The sequence below is a fragment of the Streptomyces sp. NPDC088766 genome, from assembly GCF_044750845.1.
In the GTDB taxonomy this organism is placed as follows: domain Bacteria; phylum Actinomycetota; class Actinomycetes; order Streptomycetales; family Streptomycetaceae; genus Streptomyces.
The window spans coordinates 116,664-133,422 of sequence record NZ_JBIVKQ010000004.1; the positions used below are offsets into that span (position 1 = coordinate 116,664).

At 72.3% G+C, this 16,759-nt stretch carries 12 protein-coding genes and 2 pseudogenes; 5 read left to right on the plus strand and 9 right to left on the minus strand.

Annotated elements, in window-relative coordinates; genetic code table 11:
• Nucleotides 1-256 precede the first annotated feature (256 nt).
• The 7 genes from ACIP5W_RS07715 to ACIP5W_RS07745 all read right to left on the minus strand — a co-directional run bounded on the left by ACIP5W_RS07715 (nt 257) and on the right by ACIP5W_RS07745 (nt 9,367).
• A complete protein-coding gene (locus tag ACIP5W_RS07715) occupies nt 257-1,255 on the minus strand; it encodes a sugar phosphate isomerase/epimerase family protein (RefSeq protein WP_401468257.1) in 999 nt (332 codons plus the stop codon).
• A gap of 13 nt (nt 1,256-1,268) precedes the next feature.
• Nucleotides 1,269-2,501: a Gfo/Idh/MocA family protein gene (locus ACIP5W_RS07720; RefSeq protein WP_401468260.1), complete on the minus strand. Its 1,233-nt coding sequence runs from the start codon at nt 2,499-2,501 to the stop codon at nt 1,269-1,271.
• 345 nt (nt 2,502-2,846) lie between these two features.
• Nucleotides 2,847-3,896: a substrate-binding domain-containing protein gene (locus tag ACIP5W_RS07725; RefSeq protein WP_401468263.1), complete on the minus strand. Its 1,050-nt coding sequence runs from the start codon at nt 3,894-3,896 to the stop codon at nt 2,847-2,849.
• A 29-nt stretch (nt 3,897-3,925) separates the two neighbouring features.
• Nucleotides 3,926-4,942, minus strand: a complete 1,017-nt coding sequence (locus ACIP5W_RS07730) for an ABC transporter permease (protein ID WP_401468266.1) — start codon at nt 4,940-4,942, stop codon at nt 3,926-3,928.
• A complete protein-coding gene (locus ACIP5W_RS07735; RefSeq protein WP_401468269.1) occupies nt 4,939-6,465 on the minus strand; it encodes a sugar ABC transporter ATP-binding protein in 1,527 nt (508 codons plus the stop codon). Before ACIP5W_RS07735 ends, ACIP5W_RS07730 begins: the two co-directional genes overlap by 4 nt.
• A 232-nt stretch (nt 6,466-6,697) precedes the next feature.
• A complete protein-coding gene (locus ACIP5W_RS07740) occupies nt 6,698-7,879 on the minus strand; it encodes an ROK family protein (RefSeq protein ID WP_401468976.1) in 1,182 nt (393 codons plus the stop codon).
• 540 nt (nt 7,880-8,419) lie between these two features.
• Complete coding sequence (locus tag ACIP5W_RS07745) at nt 8,420-9,367, minus strand: beta-ketoacyl-ACP synthase III (protein WP_401468271.1); 948 nt, start codon at nt 9,365-9,367, stop codon at nt 8,420-8,422.
• A 166-nt stretch (nt 9,368-9,533) separates the two neighbouring features.
• Between ACIP5W_RS07745 and ACIP5W_RS07750 the strand changes: the two are divergent.
• Together ACIP5W_RS07750 and fdhD are read left to right on the plus strand one after the other, a co-directional pair.
• Nucleotides 9,534-9,656 (plus strand): annotated as a pseudogene (locus ACIP5W_RS07750) (Fe-S-binding domain-containing protein); the annotation flags it as partial.
• 4 nt (nt 9,657-9,660) lie between these two features.
• Nucleotides 9,661-10,509: a formate dehydrogenase accessory sulfurtransferase FdhD gene (gene fdhD / locus ACIP5W_RS07755; protein WP_401468273.1), complete on the plus strand. Its 849-nt coding sequence runs from the start codon at nt 9,661-9,663 to the stop codon at nt 10,507-10,509.
• Nucleotides 10,510-10,600: 91 nt separating this feature from the next.
• Here fdhD and ACIP5W_RS07760 read toward each other — a convergent pair whose 3' ends face one another.
• A complete protein-coding gene (locus ACIP5W_RS07760) occupies nt 10,601-11,674 on the minus strand; it encodes a bile acid:sodium symporter family protein (protein WP_401468979.1) in 1,074 nt (357 codons plus the stop codon).
• 166 nt (nt 11,675-11,840) lie between these two features.
• Between ACIP5W_RS07760 and ACIP5W_RS07765 the strand changes: the two genes are divergently transcribed.
• The 3 genes from ACIP5W_RS07765 to ACIP5W_RS07775 all read left to right on the plus strand — a co-directional run bounded on the left by ACIP5W_RS07765 (nt 11,841) and on the right by ACIP5W_RS07775 (nt 15,860).
• Nucleotides 11,841-12,746, plus strand: coding sequence for a LysR substrate-binding domain-containing protein (locus ACIP5W_RS07765; RefSeq protein WP_401468982.1), 906 nt, complete (start codon nt 11,841-11,843; stop codon nt 12,744-12,746).
• Between the two features lie 352 nt (nt 12,747-13,098).
• Nucleotides 13,099-14,925, plus strand: a complete 1,827-nt coding sequence (locus tag ACIP5W_RS07770; protein WP_401468275.1) for an AMP-dependent synthetase/ligase — start codon at nt 13,099-13,101, stop codon at nt 14,923-14,925.
• Nucleotides 14,926-15,023: 98 nt separating this feature from the next.
• Nucleotides 15,024-15,860 carry an aldo/keto reductase gene (locus tag ACIP5W_RS07775; protein WP_401468277.1) on the plus strand — a complete coding sequence of 279 codons (837 nt, stop codon included), beginning with the start codon at nt 15,024-15,026 and terminating at the stop codon, nt 15,858-15,860.
• Between the two features lie 91 nt (nt 15,861-15,951).
• On the opposite strand, the pseudogene ACIP5W_RS07780 reads toward ACIP5W_RS07775, so the two are convergent.
• Nucleotides 15,952-16,715: pseudogene (locus ACIP5W_RS07780) on the minus strand (SDR family oxidoreductase); the annotation flags it as partial.
• Nucleotides 16,716-16,759: the final 44 nt, after the last annotated feature.

A 16,759-nucleotide genomic window follows, 5' to 3' on the forward strand; every position in this document is an offset into this window, starting at 1 on the left:
GGAACGGGGTGGGGCCGTATGGAACAGGTGCGAAGACATGTGGTGCGTGCGGGCGCCGGGGTGCGCCGTCACCCCGGAGGCGTGGGTGTCCTGAACACTTCAAGGACGGTAACCGTGTCCTTCCGGGGCGAACACCCCTTTGACCGGGATCAGTCGGCCTTTTCCTCGACTCAGGACAAAGCGGGATTCGGGCAGGCCGGGTCCAGGGACCGGCGGGTGTGCCGGTCCCCGTCCCCGACCTGCCGTCGGGCGCGGCTCAGCTGTTGAACGCGGCGTCGAAGGACGCGCTGGGCGGCTCGAAGTCGTAGGCCTTGAGGTGTTTCAGTGCCTCGGGGGCGCCCTGGAGCCGGTCCATGCCGGCGTCCTCCCACTCCACGGAGACCGGGCCGCGGTAGTCGATCGAGCGCAGCATCCGGAAGACGTCCTCCCAGGGGACGTCGCCGTGGCCGGCGGAGACGAAGTCCCAGCCGCGGCGCGGGTCGCCCCAGGGCAGGTGGGAGCCGAGGCGGCCGTTGCGGCCGTCGAGGCGCCTGCGGGCCTCCTTGCAGTCCACGTGGTAGATGCGGTCCCGGAAGTCCCACAGGAAGCCGACCGGGTCGAGGTCCTGCCACACGAAGTGACTGGGGTCGAAGTTGAGGCCGAAGGCAGGCCGGCGGCCGATCGCCTCCAGCGTGCGTACGGTCGTCCAGTAGTCGTAGGCGATCTCGCTCGGGTGGACCTCGTGCGCGAACCGCACGCCCTCCGCGTCGAAGACGTCGAGGATGGGGTTCCAGCGCTCGGCGAAGTCCTCGTAACCGCGCTCGATCATGGTGTCGGGGGCGGGCGGGAACATGGCCACCAGGTGCCAGATGGCGGAGCCGGTGAAGCCGACGACGGTGTCGACGCCGAACGCGGCCGCCGCGCGGGCGGTGTCGGCGATCTCGGTGGCGGCCCGCTGCCGGACGCCCTCCGGTTCGCCGTCCCCCCAGATCCGGGCGGGCAGAACGGCCCGGTGGCGTTCGTCGATGATGGCGTCGCAGACGGCCTGGCCGACGAGGTGGTTGGAGACGGCCCAGCAGCGCAGGCCGTACTTGTCGAGCAGGGCCCGCCGGGAGTCCAGGTACGCCGGGTCGGAGAGGGCCTTGTCGACCTCGAAGTGGTCGCCCCAGCAGGCGAGTTCGAGGCCGTCGTAGCCGAAGTCGCGGGCCAGCCGGCAGACCTCCTCCAGGGGGAGGTCCGCCCACTGGCCGGTGAAGAGTGTGAACCTGCGCGGCATGCTGCGAGCCTCCTCAGTCGGCGATCGGGGTGTAGACGGAGTTCTTCGCGGCGCTCTCCTCGACCGCCGCGAGGACGCGCTGGACCTGGAGGCCGTCGGCGAAGGAGGGCTGCGGCCTGCTGCCCTCGGCGATCGCGTGGACGAGGTCGCGGGCCTGGTGGACGAAGGTGTGCTCGTAGCCGAGGCCGTGGCCCGGCGGCCACCAGCCGTCCAGGTAGGGGTGGTCGGGCTCGGTGACGAGAATGCGGCGGAAGCCGGCGTGGCTGCCGGGCTCGGTGGCGTCGTGGAACCACAGCTCGTTGAGCCGCTCCAGATCGAAGGCCAACGAGCCCAGTTCACCGTTGAGTTCGAGGCGCAGGGCGTTCTTGCGGCCGGTGGCGTAGCGGGTCGCCTCGAAGGAGGCGAGGGCACCGGAGGCGAAGCGGCCGGTGAACACGGCGGCGTCGTCGACGGTGACCGTCCCGGTGGCGGTGCCGGTGCCGGTGCCGGTGGCCGGACCCCCGGTCGGTCCGCCGGGCAGCGGCCGCCGCCGTACGAACGTCTCGGTGAGCGCGGAGACCCCCGCCAGCCGCTCCCCCGTGAGGTGCTGTGCGAGGTCGACGATGTGCGCGCCGAGGTCGCCGAGGGAGCCTGATCCCGCCAGTTCCCGGCGCAGTCGCCAGGTGAGCGGGAACTGGGGGTCGTTGAGCCAGTCCTGGAGGTACGACACCCGGACGTGCCGCAGGCGGCCGAGCCGACCCTCGGCGACCATGCGCCGGGCCAGCGCGGTGGCGGGAACACGACGGTAGTTGAAGCCGACCATCGACAGCCGGCCCCGTGCCGCGAACGCGGTCTCGGCGGCACGTGCCATGGCCTCGGCCTCCTCGACCGTGTTCGCGAGCGGCTTCTCGCACAGGACGTGCTTGCCGGCGGCCAGCGCGGCGAGCGCGATCTCGGCGTGGCTGTCGCCGGGGGTGCAGATGTCGACGAGGTCCACGTCGTCGCGTGCGATCAGCGCCCGCCAGTCGGTCTCGGTCGTCGCCCACCCGTGCCGGTCGGCCGCCGCGCGGACGGCCGCGGCGTCACGGCCGCAGAGCGCGGCGAGCACCGGGCGCAGGGGCAGGTCGAAGACGCGGCCGGCGGTGCGCCAGCCCTGGGAGTGGGCGGCGCCCATGAAGGCGTAGCCGACCATGCCGACGCGGAGCGGGGGTTTGCCGGACTCCGCGCCGGCCTCCTCCGGTCCCGCTGACTGCTGCGGCTGTTCCATGCAGGTGTCCTCCTCGTCGTCGTGGCGCGGTGGGGTGGGGCCTGCCTGCCTGCCGGGCGGGTGGCTCGGGGCCGGCCGTCGGTCGGTGTGCGCCTCGCGCGCCGGACCCGACCGCGGTACGGCCCCCGGCGCCGCGTTCCGCGCGTGCGGCACGTGCCGCACGCGCGGCAGGCGGCCGACGCGGCAGCGGGTGCTACGCGGGGCACGCCTCGCGCAGGGGCACGCGCCGCCTGCGGCCCGCCCCGCGCGAGGGCACGGTCGCCGGGACGCGCATGCCCCCGGACGCCCCCGCCGCGAGCCGTGGGCCTCTGCCCCGCGCCCCTCCCGTCGGGCGGAGCCCATGTCTCACCGGAAGCCGGTGGACATGTACTGGTCGACGTTCTCCTTGTCGACCACCGCCGAGTAGAGGGTGATCGATGCGGGGATCTCGTACTCGGCGAGGCCTGTGACGCCCTTGCCCTGGCCGAGGGCACGGGCGAGGTCGATGGCGGAGGCGGCCATGGTGGGCGGGTACAGGACGGTGGCCTTGAGGACGCCGTCGTCCTGCTTGATCGCCTGGAACGCGGAGAGGGCGCCCGCCCCGCCGACCATCACGAAGTCGTCGCGGCCGGCCTGCTCGACGGCGCGCAGCGCGCCCACGCCCTGGTCGTCGTCGTGGTTCCACAGTGCGTCGAACTTCGACTGCGCCTGGAGGAGTTGGGCCATCTTCGCCTGTCCCGACTCGACGGTGAAGTCGGCTGCCTGGCGGGCCACCTTCTTGATGTTGGGGTAGTTCTTCAGGGCGTCGTCGAAGCCCTGGGTGCGCTGCTTGGTCAGTTCCAGGTTGTCCAGGCCGGCCAGTTCGACGACCCGGGCGTCGGACTTGCCCTTGAGTTTCTCGCCGATGTAGTGGCCGGCGTTCAGGCCCATGCCGTAGTTGTCGCCGCCGATCCAGCAACGGTACGCCTGCGGGGTGTTGAAGATCCGGTCGAGGTTGACGACGGGGATGCCCGCGCGCATCGCCTTCAGGCCGACCTGGGTCAGGGCCTTGCCGTCGGCGGGGAGGACGACCAGGACGTCGACCTTCTTGTTGATGAGGGTCTCGATCTGACCGATCTGCTGGGCGGTGTCGTTGGAGCCCTCGGTGATCTCCAGGGTGACGTCGGAGTACTTCCCGGCCCGGCTCTTGGCGTTGTCGTTGATGGCGTTGAGCCAGCCGTGGTCGGCCTGCGGTCCGGCGAAGCCGATGGTGACCTGCTTGCCGGGCTTGTCGTCCGCGGCCGGCCGGGTGTCGGCGGCAGGTTCCTCGTCCTTGGGGTCGTTGCTCGTGCAACCGGTCAGGAGTGCACCGGCCGAGACGGCGGCGGTCCCAAACAGCAGACCTCGGCGACTGGTGAGGCGGCTCGGAAATCTCATCGGCTCTGGCATGGCGGTGAACCCTTTCCTCAGGTCGTGCTCGCGGTACGGCGCTGGACCAGCACGGCGGCGACGATGATCGCGCCCTTGGCGATCTGCTGGACGTCGCTCTGCAGGTTGTTGAGGGCGAAGATGTTGGTGATCGTGGTGAAGATCAGGACGCCGAGCACGGAGCCCACGATGGTGCCGCGGCCCCCGCTGAGCAGGGTGCCGCCGATGATCGCGGCGGCGATGGCGTCGAGCTCGTAGAGGTTGCCGTTGGTGTTCTGACCCGAGCCGGACAGGATGATCAGCAGGAAGGCGGCGACGCCGCAGCACAGTCCGGACAGCAGGTAGAGGTAGAGCCGCTGGCGGCGCACATCGATGCCGGCCAGGCGGGCGGCCTCCGCGTTGCCGCCGACCGCGACCGTGCGCCGGCCGAAGGTGGTGCGGTTCAGCACGAGCCAGCCGATGATCGTCACGACCGCGAAGACCATGACGAGGGGCGGCACGCCGAGGACGTACGCGTCGCGCTCGCCGAGGTCGAGGATGCTGTCGGAGGTGACGATCTGCGTCTTGCCGTCGGTGATCTGCAGCGCGAGTCCGCGGGCGGAGGCCAGCATCGCCAGGGTGGCGATGAACGGGACCATCCCGCCGTAGGCGATGAGGAGGCCGTTGACGAGGCCGCAGCCGAGACCGACGAGGACGGAGGTGAAGAGGATGCCTCCGAAGCCGTACTCCTGGGTGGCGAGCGTGGTCGCCCAGACGGAGGCGAGGGCGACGATGGCGCCGACGGAGAGGTCGATGCCGCCGGAGGTGATGACGAAGGTCATGCCGACCGTGACGACGCCGATCACCGAGGCCTGGGTGAGGACGAGTTGGAGGTTGCGGGTGTCGAGGAACTCGTCGGGTCTGGTGATGCCACCGATCACGACGAGCGCGGCGAGGACGCCGAGCAGTGACAGGGTGCGGACGTCGGCGCGGGCCACCAGGGCGCGCCAGGCGGGGGGTTGGGCCTGGGGCACCTTGTCGGTGCTGTCCCGCGGCGGGGAGACGGGCTGCGTCATGAGGCCGGACTTCCTTCCATGACGAGGTCGAGTACGCGGTGTTCGTCCAGTTCGCGGGCGGGCGCGGTGTGGACCACGCGTCCCTCCCGGAGCACCAGGACCCGGTCGGCGAGGCCGAGGACCTCCGGCACCTCGCTGGAGACGAGCAGCACGGCGAGGCCTTCGTCGGCCAGTCGGCGGACGACCGCGTACAGTTCGGCGCGGGCGCCGACGTCGACCCCGCGGGTGGGTTCGTCGAGCAGCAGGACGCGGCAGCCGCGCAGCAGCCAGCGGGCCAGGACGGCCTTCTGCTGGTTGCCGCCGGACAGGGTCCGTACCGGTAGGGACGGGTTGTCGGGGCGCAGCGACAGTTCGCGGGTCGCCGCGCGGGCCGCGCCCCGTTCGGCGCCGCGGTCGATCCAGCCGCCGCGCGAGAAGCGGGAGAGGGAGGAGACGGAGACGTTGCGGGTGACGGACTCCAGCATCAGCAGGGCCTGGGCCTTGCGTTCCTCGGGGGCGAGACCCAGGCCGGCGCGCACGGCGGCCCGCACACTGCCCGGCCTCAACGGCTTTCCCTCCACCGCCACTTGACCTGCGGTGGGCCGACGGGCGCCGTAGATCGTCTCCAGGATCTCGGAGCGGCCCGAGCCGACCAGCCCGGCGAGTCCGACGATCTCCCCCGGCCGCAGGTCGAGGTCGAGCGGCTCGAACTCGCCCGCCCTGGCCAGCCCGCGCACCTCCAGCAGAGGCTTCCCGCCCGTCGCCGGCGCGTCGGTCGCCGGCCGCTCGGGGAAGACGTACTCGACGTTGCGGCCCGTCATCAGCGCGACGACCTCGCGGGTGGGCGTCGACTTCGCGGGCAGCCCGCCGGCCACCGCCCGGCCGTCCTTCAGCACGGTGACGCGGTCGCCGATGCGGCGGATCTCCTCCAGGCGGTGGGAGATGTGGACGACGGCCACGCCGTCCGCGGTCAGGTCACCGACGATGCGGAAGAGGTTGTCGACCTCGTCCGGGTCGAGGGCGGCGGAGGGTTCGTCCATCACGATCAGCCGGACGTCGTGGGAGAGGGCCCGCGCCATGGAGACGACCTGCTGCTGGGCCGCGGACAACTCCCCCACCAGAGCGGCCGGATCGATCTCCGCGTGCCCGAGTCGCCGCAGCAGGGTCTCCGTCGCCCGACGGGCCGCCCTGGTGCGGACGACGAATCCCGCGGCGGTGGGTTCGTGGCCGAGGTGGACGTTCTCCGCCACCGACAGGTGCTCCACCAGGTCGAGTTCCTGGTAGATGGTGGCGATGCCGAGGCGCATGGCGGCGATCGGCGAGCGCAAGGTGACCGGTTCGCCGCGCCAGCGGATGGTGCCGCCGTCGGGCTGGTGGGCACCGGCCAGCACCTTGATGAGGGTGGACTTGCCGGCCCCGTTCTGGCCGAGCAGGCAGTGCACTTCACCGGCCTGGACGTCGAGGTCGACGCCGTCCAGGGCCCGGACGCCGGGGAACGACTTGGTGATGCCGGACATGCTGAGCAGCGGTGGTTCTGGTGCCATGTGGATTCCCCTCGGCGGGCGTGCGGGCCGGAGTCAGGGCAGAACGCCGGGAACCAGGCGCTCTTGAGGTGGCGCGGGCAGGGGAGGGCGAGGCGGGGCAGGGCGGAGCAGGGCGCTGTGCCGGTGGTGCCGTACGAAACGGGCTGGCGGGTTCGTCGGAGGACTGGGGCGGACGGCCGGTACGAACGGTGGCTACGCGGGTGAGAACAGGTCGCCGGTACGAACGGAGTGACTACGCGGGTGAGAACAGGTGGTCGCTGATGAGGCGGGCCGCGCCGATCACGCCGGCGGTGGGGCCCAACTCGCCCAGGACGATGGGCAGATTGCCGGTCGCCAGGGGCAGCGACTGGCGGTAGACCTGGGTGCGGACGGCGGCCAGCAGGGTGTGGCCGAGGCCGGTCACCCCGCCGCCGATCACGACCAGGCCGGGGTTGAAGAACGAGACGAGTCCGGCGATGACCTGCCCGACCCGGTTGCCGCCCTCACGGATCAGGTCGAGGGCGGTGGCGTCGCCCGCGGCCGCCGCGGCGGCGACGTCGACGGCGGTGAGGCCGCCGTTCGCCTCCAGCCGGGCCGCGAGTTCCGCCGACAGGCCCTGCTGGGCCGCTTCCATGGCGTCGCGGGCCAGGGCCGCGCCGCTGAAGTGTGCCTCCAGGCAACCGCGGTTGCCGCAGGCGCAGGGCCGGCCGTCGGGCACCGCCTGGATGTGCCCGATGTCGCCCGCGCTGCCGGTGGTGCCGCGGTAGACCTGGCCGCCGACGACGATGCCGCAGCCGATGCCGGTGCCGATCTTGACGCACAGGAAGTCGGCGACGGTGCGGGCGACGCCCGCGTGCTGCTCCCCCATCGCCATGAGGTTCACGTCGTTGTCGACCATGACCGGGCAGCCGAGTTCCTGGCTGAGCGCCTCCCGCACGGGGAAGCCGTCCCAGCCCGGCATGATCGGCGGCGCGACCGGTACGCCTTCGGGGAAACGGACCGGCCCGGGGACGCCGATGCCGGCACCGTCGAAGCCCTCGGCGAGTCCCGTCGCCTTCAGCTTCGCTGCCATGGCGAGCACTTGCTCGAAGACCGCGACCGGTCCCTCACGTACGTCGAGGGGCTGGTTGAGGTGTCCGAGCGTCTCCAGTTCGGCGTTGGTGACGGCGACGTCGACCGAGGTCGCACCGATGTCCACGCCCAGGAAACGGAGTTGGGGATTGAGCCGGACGTTGTGCGAACGGCGGCCGCCGCGCGAGGCGGCGAGCCCGTCGGCCACGACCAGCCCCGTCTCCAGCAGCCGGTCCACCTCCACGGCCAGCTTGGACCGCGAGAGGTCGACCTGATCGCCGAGCTGCGCACGGGAGTTGGGACCTCCGTCGCGCAGCAGTCGCAGCAGCCGGGCCTGATGGGCGTTCGCGGGCCGTGCCGTCATGCGTCTCACGAACCCCTCCCCGCCTCGGTCGGCCGCCTGGTGTCGTGCTTTCGAGGGGAACGTAGCAGCGGTCACCGGGAGTGGGAAGAAGTCGTGCACGGATTGCCGTCAGCTTTCTCCACTCACTGGACAAAGAAGTACCCCGCGGCATGTCGACGGCACGCAGGGCACGGGGGCGCGGAGGCAGCGGCAGGGAAGGCAGGGGCAGGGGAGGCAGGGGGTGACAGCGGGGCCGGTCCTGGCGCTGTTGCCGGTCTCCGGGCCCCTGGTGTCGGTCCGGGCGCGGGCACGGGACGGACCCGGGCGCGGGACGGACCCGGGCGCGGGACGGACCCGGGCGCGGGACGGACCCGGGCGCGGGACGGACCCGGGCGCGGGACGGACCCGGGCGCGGGACGGGGCAGGTCCGGGTGCCGTCGGGGCGCGGGCACGGCGCCCGGCTGCGCCCCCTGGCGGGCGCCGCGGATCACTGTGGGCAGGGCAGCGCGGAGCCGACCACGTCACGCTGCACGCCGCCGCCCGGATCCGCGGCACCGCCCGTCACGGGCAGCGTACGACCTGCCCCGCGTACGACAGGTTGCCGCCGAAACCGAACAGCAGGACCGGATCCCCGCTGGAGATCGCGCCCCGCTCCACCAGCTTGGAGAAGGCGAGCGGGATGCTCGCCGCCGAGGTGTTGCCCGATTCGGTGACATCGCGCGCGACCACGGCGTTGACGGCGCCGATCTTCGCCGCGAGGGGCTCGATGATGCGCAGGTTCGCCTGGTGCAGCACGACGGCGGCCAGGTCCTCCGGGGCGAGGCCGGCCCGCTCGCAGGCCTGCCGGGCGAGCGGCGGCAGCCGGGTGGTGGCCCACCGGTAGACGCTCTGCCCCTCCTGCGCGAACCGGGCCGGCTGCCCCTCGATGCGCACGGCGTGCCCCATCTCGGGCACCGACCCCCACAGCACGGGACCGATCCCGGGCTCGGTCCCGACGGGGCAGGTCTCGACCACGGCGGCGCCCGCCCCGTCGCCGACGAGGACGCAGGTGGTGCGGTCGGTCCAGTCGGTGACCTCGGACATCTTGTCGGCGCCGATGACGAGCGCGCGGGTCGCGGCGCCCGCGCGGATCGTGTGGTCGGCGGTGGCGAGCGCGTGGGTGAACCCGGCGCACACCACGTTGACGTCCAGGGCGGCCGGTCCGGGGATGCCGAGCCGGGCGGCGACCCGGGCGGCCATGTTGGGCGAGCGGTCCACCGCGGTGGAGGTGGCGACCAGGACCAGGTCGATGTCCGCGGGGGTGAGACCGGCCGCCGCGAGCGCCTTGGCGGCGGCGTGCCCGGCCAGCTCGTCCACCGGCTCGTCGGGGCCGGCGATGTGGCGCGTGCGGATGCCCACCCGGCTCCTGATCCACTCGTCATTGGTGTCGACCAGTTCCGCCAGGTCCTCGTTGGTGAGTACCTTGGCGGGCTGGTAGTGACCGATGGCGGTGATGCGCGAGCCGTTCATTGGGGGGTCCCCCTCGTTGCCTTGGGTAGCGGGATCCACCAGTCTGATCAGTGACTCACGGGTACGCGGGTACGTGAAGCGACAGGAAACCGGCACCGGGCTTGTCGGCTTCCCGCTATCCCCTGCCGGCGGTGTGCACGTGCCGCGGTGCGGGCCGCAACCCGACACACCGCACGTGCAGGACAATGGGATCATGAAGGTCACCTCGTGGCACGACGGCACGGTGGCCCACGGCGACTTCCGCAGCAAGGGCCGTTTCGGCCACCAGCACGTACAGAACCGGGGCTGACGACATGGGACGAGTCACCGAACGACGCAAGGTGCTCCGCATCCGCGACGGAGCGGTCTCCAGCCGCCCGGACACCCTGGTCGCGGAGGAGCCGCTGGAGATACGGCTCAACGGCAGACCCCTCGCCATCACCATGCGCACGCCCGGCGACGACTTCGCCCTGGCCGCCGGGTTCCTGGTCAGCGAAGGCGTCCTGGCGGAGGGATCCGACCTGCAGAACATCGTCTACTGCGCCGGGGCGACCGCGGACGGGTCGAACACGTACAACGTCGTCGACGTACGGACCGCACCCGGCGTCACCGTCCCCGACATCACCCTGGAGCGGAACGTCTACACGACCTCGTCCTGCGGCCTGTGCGGCAAGGCCAGCCTGGACGCGGTGCGCACGACGACCCGCTGGCCCGTCGCCGACACTCCCCCGCTCCGCGTCGCACCGGAGCTCCTCGCCGTCCTCCCCGACCGGCTGCGCGCGTCCCAGCGCGTCTTCGACAGCACCGGCGGCCTGCACGCGGCGGCCCTGTTCTCCGAGGACGGTGAGCTGCTGGACGTCCGCGAGGACGTCGGCCGGCACAACGCGGTCGACAAGCTGGTCGGCCGCGCCCTCCAGAACGACGGCCTGCCGCTGTCCCGGGCGATCCTGCTCGTGTCGGGCCGGGCCTCGTTCGAGCTGGCCCAGAAGGCCGTGATGGCGGGCATCCCGGTCCTCGCGGCGGTGTCGGCGCCGTCCTCCCTCGCGGTGGACCTGGCGGCGGAGACGGGACTGACGCTGGTGGGCTTCCTGCGGGGCAGTTCCATGAACGTGTACGCGGGCGAGGACCGCATCGCCCTGCGGACGGCGGCCGCGCGGGGCTGAAGGGCGTTGCACGAGGCTGTGATCAAGCAGCCTCGTGCAACACCCTTCAGGGGGTGTCCGACAATTCCCGCCGGGCGCGCGGTGTGCCGCCTCACCGCCGGTCCGTCCCCGGGTCGGTGGCCGAGGAGCGTGACGTCGGGGCCGCCGCCACGGCGTCGGCCGCCCCCGCCGCCGTCTCCGCCCCCGCCTCGGCCCCCGCCTCGACCTCCGCCTCCCCCTCCGCCTCCGGGTCGTGCGAGCGGCGCTTGGCGATGACCGCGCAGACCATGAGCTGCATCTGGTGGAACAGCATCAGAGGCAGCACGGCGAGGGAGGCGTGCGCGCCGAACAGGACGCTCGCCATGGGCAGGCCGGAGGCCAGGGACTTCTTGGACCCGGCGAACTGGATCGCGATCCGGTCCGCGCGGCCGAACCGCAGCGCCTTCGCGCCGTACCAGGTCAGTGCGAGCATCACGGCGAGCAGTGCGGCCTCGACGGCCAGCAGTGCGGCGAGCCGGGCCGGGCCGACCTGGTGCCAGATGCCCTGGACCATGCCCTCGCTGAACGCGGTGTAGACGACGAGGAGGATGGAGCCGCGGTCGACGTAGCCGAGGACCTTCCGGTGCCGGGCGACGAAAGCGCCGATCCAGCGGCGCAGCACCTGCCCCGCCGCGAAGGGCACGAGCAGTTGCAGCACGATCTTCACGAGGGAGTCCGTGGAGAAGCCGCCGCCGCTGTTGCCGAGCAGGGCGGCCGCGAGCAGCGGCGTCACGACGATGCCGACGAGCGAGGAGAAGGAGCCGGCGCAGATCGCGGCGGGCACGTTGCCGCGGGCGATCGAGGTGAAGGCGATCGAGGACTGGACGGTCGACGGGACCAGGGTCAGGAACAGCAGCCCTTGGTAGAGGGGCTCGGTGAGGACCACCGGGACGAGGCCTCGGGCGGCCGTGCCGAGCAGCGGGAAGACCACGAAGGTGCAGGCGAGGACGGTGAGGTGCAGGCGCCAGTGCCTGAGTCCGTCGAGCGCCTCCCGGGTGGACAGGCGGGCGCCGTACAGGAAGAACAGGAAGGCGATCGCGGCCGTGGAGGCACCGGAGGCCACGTCGGCGGCGGCGCCGCGGGCCGGCAGGAGCGCCGCGAGGCCGACCGTCCCGAGCAGCAGCAGGATGTACGGGTCGATCGGCATCCGGCTCGGCCGGCGCAGGCGTTTCACGGTGCTCCACTTGCTCGTTCGTACGGGTGTTGCGGGGCGGGAGGTCCCCGTCCATCGTCCTCCCCGGCCCCGTGATCGGGAATCCGGTACACCGCTCTCACTGTGATCGCGCGCCATGATGACCGGTACGGTGGCCGGTGTGTACGAGCCGTCCCAGCTGCGCACCTTCCTGGCGGTCGCCCAGACCCTGAGTTTCACGCAGGCCGCCCGGCGGCTCGGGCTGCGCCAGTCGACCGTCAGCCAGCACGTGCGCCGCCTGGAGGACACCACGGGGCGGACCCTGTTCACCCGGGACACGCACTCGGTGGAGCTGACCGAGGACGGCGAGGCGATGCTGGGTTTCGCGCGCCGGATCCTGGAGGTGCACGAGCAGGCGACGGCGTTCTTCACGGGAACGCGGCTGCGCGGCCGGCTGCGCTTCGGCGCGTCCGAGGACTTCGTGCTGACGCGGTTGCCGGAGATCCTGGAGGGCTTCCGGCACGACCACCCGGAGGTCGATCTGGAGCTGACGGTGGAGCTGTCCGGCACGCTGCACGAGCAGCTCGCGGCCGGGAAGCTGGACCTGGTGCTGGCCAAGCGGCGCCCCGAGGATCCGCACGGCGAGCTGGTCCGGCACGACGAGCTGGTGTGGATCGGCGCGGACCGGCTGCGGCTGCACCCGGACCGGCCGGTGCCGCTGATCGTCTTCCCGCCGCCGGGGATCACCCGCGCCCTGGCCCTGGAGGCGCTGGAGCGGCAGGGGCGGGCGTGGCGGATCGTGTGCACGAGCGGCAGCCTGAACGGGCTGATCGCGGCGGCCCGCGCGGGCCTGGGCGTCATGGCGCACTCGCGGGGCCTGATCCCGCCGGGCCTGGTACGGGTCCCGGAGCGGGCGGGCCTGCCCGAACTGGGCCGGGTGGAGTTCGTCCTGGTGCACGGGCGGCGGCGTACGGCGGCGCAGGGAGCGGCCGACGCGCTGGCGGCGGCGATCCTGGCGGGCGGCGACCGCCTGCACCGGCGCGGGGCCCGTCCGGCGGATGCGGACCGGGCGCGCGAGCGGCCCTAGGATCTCTCGCTGGGATCATGCCGGGCTCGCGGACCCCGCTCCCTCATCCGGCCTGATCCCAGCGAAAGACCCTAGGCGTATCGATCACGAGCGTCGTCGGCACCGGCGGGCCGCCGGCTCCTCGCGCCCGGTCCCGGCGCCGTAAGCGGGTCGGGCGGATTCGGTGGAGATTACGGGACCGAAACTTACTCTTCCGTCAGTTTTCTGTCCGACCCTTCCGCATGTGAGCCCATTTTCCCGCACTGACCAGCGCGGACGAGAGCGTCGCCCGCTTTCCGACCCCCTCCCGTGCCGCGTGGGCGTGGGGTAGCTTTCACGGCGCTGTGCGGCCATGAGAAGCGGGGTGCGGGGTTTGCGCGAGTTCACCAACCCTCCGTCGGCATCGGCACCGCCGGTGGGCGGTCTGGCCGACGTCGTCTTCGAGCACGCCCAGGACGCCCCGCGGCACGTCGCGCTGGGCCGCAAGGACGAGCGGGGCGGCTGGCGGGACGTGACCTGCGCCGAGTTCCGCGACGAGGTCCTCGCCCTCGCCAAGGGGCTCCTCGCCGAGGGGGTCCGGTTCGGCGACCGCGTCGCGATCATGTCCCGCACCCGCTACGAATGGACCCTCTTCGACTACGCCCTGTGGACCATCGGCGCGCAGGTCGTCCCCGTCTACTCGACCTCCTCGGCCGAGCAGTGCTTCTGGATGCTGTACGACTCCGAGGTCACCGCCGCGGTCGTCGAGCACGAGGAACACGCGATGACCATCGCCACCGTCATCGACCGCCTCCCCCGGCTGCGCCGGCTGTGGCAGCTCGACGCCGGGTGCGTGCAGGAGCTGTACGACGCCGGCGCCTCCATCGAGGACGAGGTGGTGCACCGGCACCGGGAGGCGGTGACCCCCGAGTCGACCGCGACGGTCATCTACACGTCGGGGACGACCGGGCGCCCCAAGGGCTGTGTCATCTCGCACGGCAACTTCATGTTCGAGGCGGACACCGTCATCGAGCGCTGGGAGCCGGTGTTCCACTCCCGGAAGGGCGACGAGGCGGCGACCCTGCTGTTCCTGCCGCTCGCGCACGTCTTCGGCCGGATGGTGCAGATCGCCGCGATCCGCGGCCGGGTCCGCTTCGGCCACCAGCCCCAGCTGCAGGCCGCCGCCCTGCTGCCCGACCTGGCCGCGTTCCGGCCGACGTTCTTCCTCGCCGTGCCGTACATCTTCGAGAAGGTCTTCGACGCGGCGCGCCGCAAGGCCGAGCGGGAGGGCAGGGGCGGGGCGTTCGAGAAGGCCGTCGAGGTGGCGGTGAACCACGCGGAGGCCGTCGAGGCGAAGGCGTGGGGCATCGGCCCCGGCCCCTCGGCGGGCCTGCGCCTGCAGCACCAGCTGTTCGACAAGCTCGTCTACTCCAAGGTGCGCGCGGCCATGGGCGGCCGGGTCCGGCACGCCATGTCCGGCGGCTCGGCGATGGACCGCAGGCTCGGCCTGTTCTTCGCCGGCGCGGGCGTGCAGATCTACGAGGGCTACGGCCTGACCGAGACCAGCGCGGCCGCCACCGCCAACCCGCCCGGACGCACCCGCTACGGCACCGTCGGCCAGGCCATCCCCGGCATGACCGTGCACATCGCGGACGACGGCGAGATCTGGCTGCGCGGCGACAACGTCTTCCAGGGCTACCTCAACAACCCCGAGGCCACCGCCGAGGCCCTGCACGACGGCTGGCTCGCCACCGGCGACCTGGGTTCCCTCGACGAGGACGGCTACCTCACCATCACCGGCCGCAAGAAGGAGATCCTCGTCACCTCCGGCGGCAAAAGCGTTTCACCGGGCCTGCTGGAGGAACGTGTCCGGGACCACCCGCTGGTGAACCAGTGCATCGTCGTCGGCAACGACCGGCCGTTCGTCGCCGCCCTGGTCACCCTCGACCAGGAGGCCGTCGAACACTGGCTCCAGATGCGCGGCAAACCGCAGCCGGCACCCGCCGAGCTGGTGCGCGACCCGGACCTGGAGGCGGAGGTGCGCCGGGCCGTGGTGACGGCGAACACGCTGGTCTCGCAGGCCGAGTCGATCCGCACCTTCCGCATCCTCGCCCAGCCGTTCACCGAGGAGCACGGCCTGCTGACCCCGTCCCTGAAGCTGAAGCGCAGGGCGATCGAGAACACGTACGCCGACGAGGTCGACGCGCTGTACCGGACGTGAGCCCCGGCCGACGGATTCCGGGGTCAGGAATGCACGACGCCCCGTGATCGTTGACCATGGGAGTACCACTTGACGGACAACCGAAGGATCAAGAGCTCGTGAGCAGCAAGGTCCCCCCGATCATCCTGAACAACGGCGTCGAGATGCCCCAGCTGGGCTTCGGCGTCTGGCAGGTGCCGGACGACGAGGCCGAGCAGGCGGTGGCCACCGCGCTGGAGGCCGGGTACCGCAGCATCGACACAGCGGCGATCTACGGCAACGAGGAGGGCACCGGCAAGGCGCTCGCCGCCTCGGGCGTGGCCCGCGAGGACCTCTTCGTCACCACCAAGCTCTGGAACAGCGACCAGGGGTACGACGCGACGCTCCGCGCGTTCGACGTCTCGCTGGAGAAGCTGGGCCTCGACTACGTCGACCTGTACCTGATCCACTGGCCGCTGCCGGCCCGCGGTTCCTACGTCGACACCTACAAGGCGTTCGAGAAGCTCCTCGCGGACGGCCGCACGCGGGCCATCGGCGTCTCGAACTTCCTGCCGGAGCACCTGGAGCGGCTGCTCGCCGAGACCTCGGTCATCCCCGCGGTCAACCAGATCGAGCTGCACCCGCACCTCCAGCAGCACGCCTCGCGCGAGTTCCACGCGGAGCAGGGCATCGCCACCGAGGCCTGGTCCCCGCTGGGCCAGGGCAAGGGGCTCCTGGAGGTGCCGGCGATCGTCGCCATCGCCCGCAAGCACGACCGCACCCCGGCCCAGGTCGTGCTGCGCTGGCATCTCCAGATCGGCAACATCGTGATCCCGAAGTCCGTGACGCCGTCGCGGATCAAGGAGAACATCGAGGTGTTCGACTTCAGCCTGGACACCGAGGACCTGGCCGCGATCAGCGCGCTGAACGAGGACCGGCGCATCGGTCCCGACCCGGCCACGTTCGACATCGGCTGAGCCCGCACCGACTGGGCCCGCACCGACTGGGCCCGCGGCCCGCGCGTGCCGGAGGGCGCCCCTGTTGTCGAGGGGCGCCCTCCGCGCGTCGGCTGGGCTGTCCGACCGGGCGTACGACGACGGTGTTGACGTCGACTCCCTCGGGCCGGCGGATCGCCCGCCCCACGGAGTCGGCGATCTGGTCGGCGGTCAGCAGGTGCCCGGGCGGCAGGCTGCCGTAGCCGTCCCAGAACGGGGTCTCCACCCGGCCCGGCGCGACCAGGGTGACGCCGACGCCCCACTCGGTGACCTGTCGGCGGGTGTTCTCGGCAAGCCCCGTCACCGCCCTCCCCCACTCTCGGCTCCGCTCGAGCGGGCGGTGCCCCCGTCGTCGCCCCGTAGGGGTTGCCCGGGGTGGGCACGAAGCCGGCGACACTGCCGATCGGCACGATCCGGCCGCGGGTCTCCTTGAGCGCGTCGACGGAGGCGCGGACGAGGAGGGCGGGACCCAGCACATCGGTCAGGACCATGTCGGTCCAGCCGGCGGGGTCGGCGACGGAGTCGTGGGTGGCCGTGCCGGCGTTGGCGACGACCGTGTCCAGCCGGCCGAATTCCTTGAGCGTACGGTCGACCGCCGACTGTACGTGGTCGTAGTCGGACGTGCTGCCGACGACCGTCAGCAGCCCCTCCGGCTCACCCAGCTCCGCGGCGAAGGCGCGCAGCCGCTCCTCGCCGCGGCCCGTGACGGTGACCCGGTGTCCCGGTGTCCCGGTGTCCCGCTTCCAGCAGGCGCCGCACGACGGCGGCGCCGATGCCGCTGCCGCCGCCGGTGATGAGGGCGACGGGCGCGGCCGTCGTGTCCGGAGAGCTGTTCATGGTGGGTACCCCCCGTGCGTTGCGCGAAGGGCACCGAGTGCATC

Excerpts from the sequence above, each read along its gene's own strand:
- ACIP5W_RS07715 (WP_401468257.1), bottom strand. The coding sequence starts at position 1,255 with ATGCCGCGCAGGTTCACACTCTTCACCGGCCAGTGGGCGGACCTCCCC.
- ACIP5W_RS07720 (WP_401468260.1), bottom strand. The coding sequence starts at position 2,501 with ATGGAACAGCCGCAGCAGTCAGCGGGACCGGAGGAGGCCGGCGCGGAG.
- ACIP5W_RS07725 (WP_401468263.1), bottom strand. The coding sequence starts at position 3,896 with ATGAGATTTCCGAGCCGCCTCACCAGTCGCCGAGGTCTGCTGTTTGGG.
- ACIP5W_RS07730 (WP_401468266.1), bottom strand. The coding sequence starts at position 4,942 with ATGACGCAGCCCGTCTCCCCGCCGCGGGACAGCACCGACAAGGTGCCC.
- ACIP5W_RS07735 (WP_401468269.1), bottom strand. The coding sequence starts at position 6,465 with ATGGCACCAGAACCACCGCTGCTCAGCATGTCCGGCATCACCAAGTCG.
- ACIP5W_RS07740 (WP_401468976.1), bottom strand. The coding sequence starts at position 7,879 with ATGACGGCACGGCCCGCGAACGCCCATCAGGCCCGGCTGCTGCGACTG.
- ACIP5W_RS07745 (WP_401468271.1), bottom strand. The coding sequence starts at position 9,367 with ATGAACGGCTCGCGCATCACCGCCATCGGTCACTACCAGCCCGCCAAG.
- fdhD (WP_401468273.1), top strand. The coding sequence starts at position 9,661 with ATGGGACGAGTCACCGAACGACGCAAGGTGCTCCGCATCCGCGACGGA.
- ACIP5W_RS07760 (WP_401468979.1), bottom strand. The coding sequence starts at position 11,674 with ATGCCGATCGACCCGTACATCCTGCTGCTGCTCGGGACGGTCGGCCTC.